We start from the raw sequence: 2415 nt of genomic DNA, 5'->3' as shown, positions 1-2415 counted from the left end.
AATGGTCGTTCTCCCATGCAGAAAGTATTCCTTACTTCTACACTCTGGGTGCCTTGTACAAGAGGCAACAGGGCGATGATCAGAAAGTTCATGGTCATGATCAGAGCAATGCCCCTCAATCGGGGTCTCTATCTGCAACCATAACCCACTGACAGCTATGAGCCATTAAAAGCTGCTTCCTCATCTGGCTTAGTTATCACTTTTTCGGGTAATAGAAGTACTCGGCTCTGGGTAGTAAAATGACAAATGCCCGCCCCAATGCATTAAGCCTTGCTGTGGTCGTTGCAATCAGCTCCTCCATCATTGGTACTCAGGCTCTGGCGGATCGCAGGCTACAGACAAAGTCTTTCGATATTCAGGGCAATAAACATGTGGAGTTTACCTCGAGTGAGGTCATGGTTCAGCCAACTTTAGGTGATGACCAGCAGCCAATACCGAAATCTTTTACAACCACTTACCCTGATCGTACTCAAGTCAGAGCAGACTATGGCGTTCCTTCGGAAGGCTTTACAGACATTCTTTCTGGCATCAAGGGTGGCGTTTCCAGTGTTGATCTGTTTGAAACCGACGACAATGACTTTGCCCGGAAGTACACCAAAGTCCTGAAAGTCGGTAATGAAGGGATCTTCAGGTTCACCCATAACCTTGCAGAAAAAAAACTGGTCATTGAAGTCAGAGACGGAATGACCGATCAGGATTCCATTGAGGCTATTCGAAATCAATCTGGTGACATCCAACCATTAGATCCGTTAACAAAAATCGCCAGACCCGAACAACTGGCCGGATTACTGAAGGGTGCCAATGAAAGAGCAGGAAACCTTGGTGAAGTTGATAACTATGTCGCCCTTGCCACCGTTTCAGTAGACGAAGTTGAAGTGAATGGGCGCACCTTCATGCGTCTTGTCGCTGCTGCCGATGAGCCTCCCGAGTTACAGCGTCTTGGTCAATCACTCTTTATCAATGATGAAGCGCTTCTGGCGGCAGCCACCTCTGCCTATACGCAGGTTCATATTCTGAAAGACGATTTACAACAGAAAGCTCTGAACGAGCTGTTGTCCTGTCATAAACCCGTCGGCTATGTTGTTCACGTCGGGGATGAGACACAGATTTATCCTCTGCCTGCGGGTTATCCAAAGCTGGAAGTGGATCAGGTTTCGGGGGAAATGATTGTTTTCCGTCGTCAGAAACAGAATCCCACCGATATTGCCTTTGTGGAAAGCCACTATGATCTCTGGAAACAATTTAAAGACCACAGGACACAGGTTAATACCGCAGATGCCGCAAAAGCTCGCAACGCTCATGCGGCGGCAGTACTGGGTATGAATGACTGGGATGATACCTGGTCACTGGAAGAACAAGCCAGACTCCTCAGAAAGAAAATTGATGAAATGAACCGATCGGTGGCCGCAACATTTACCGGAACAGAGGTGACTCCGGAGCAGGCTGTAAAAAATATACTGGCAGTGATTGAAGGCCAGTTCGGCATTGTTTCAGACAATGAAAACGATCTGGGTGGCCGCTCTGAGTTCGTTCTACAGCATCTGCGGCAACAGGCAGAACAGACCGATGAGATATTCCGGGATAAACTGACGATAATCGAAGGTCAGCTCGGTCTGCCTGCCAATAAAAAAGATGACCCGAAAGCCCGTCATGAGATGATTCGAATGCACCTTTGGCTGAATTTGGCCAAGGTGGGTCAACAGCCATATTTTCAGCGTCAATATCAACAAAAGCTGGAAGCAAAGAAAAACTGTTTACAGAAATTTCAGCACATGGTCAATCTACTTCCAACGATTGACAAACACCTTCGCGATTCTGTGGCAGAAGCAAGAGTCTATATCAACACACAACTGGGAGCGGAGCTTGGTATTGATAACCGGGACGATACCCAGCCATTGGAAGAACAAGAAAGAATCATCAGGGAGAAAATTCTTGAAATCAAAAGAACTCTTGACGAAAAAGATGCTACAACAACACAGCCATGGCAAGAAGCTGTAAAAGCAAGACTGGCACCCATTGAAAGCAGGTTAGGTATTACTCTGAACCATGAAGATGATCTGGATACCTGCTATCAGTCCATTCAACAACAGCTGCAACAAAAGGTAGAACTCAACAATGTGGTCATCCAGAACTCACTGACTAACTTCGAAAGTATACTCGGTCTGGTCTCAGATAACAGAAAGAATCCGGAAGTCCGTCGACAGGCCATTCAGCAACACCTCAAACGACAGCAAGCCTGGGTCGCTCAACAACTTCTTCAGCATGAGGACTCCAGAACAGATGCTGAAATAAAAGCTCGTTATGCAACCATTGCCGCTCATTTAAATATTCAGAATTTTGATAGCAATAAAAATATTGACGCTCAACAGGAACACCTGCTGCAAACATTTAAGACAATGAAAGCCCGGGAAGAAG

Annotated in this window: 1 protein-coding gene; it reads left to right on the top strand. The window is 46.3% G+C overall.

The features are described 5' to 3' along the window. Positions 1-239: 239 nt before the first annotated feature. The coding region (locus KDK18_RS07480) for a hypothetical protein (protein ID WP_257254266.1) at positions 240-2415 on the top strand (2176 nt) is incomplete at its 3' end.

The organism is Endozoicomonas sp. SESOKO3 (genome assembly GCF_024606255.1).
The sequence above is the reverse complement of the archived record's forward strand: the minus strand, read 5'-3'. Positions and strand labels throughout refer to the sequence as shown.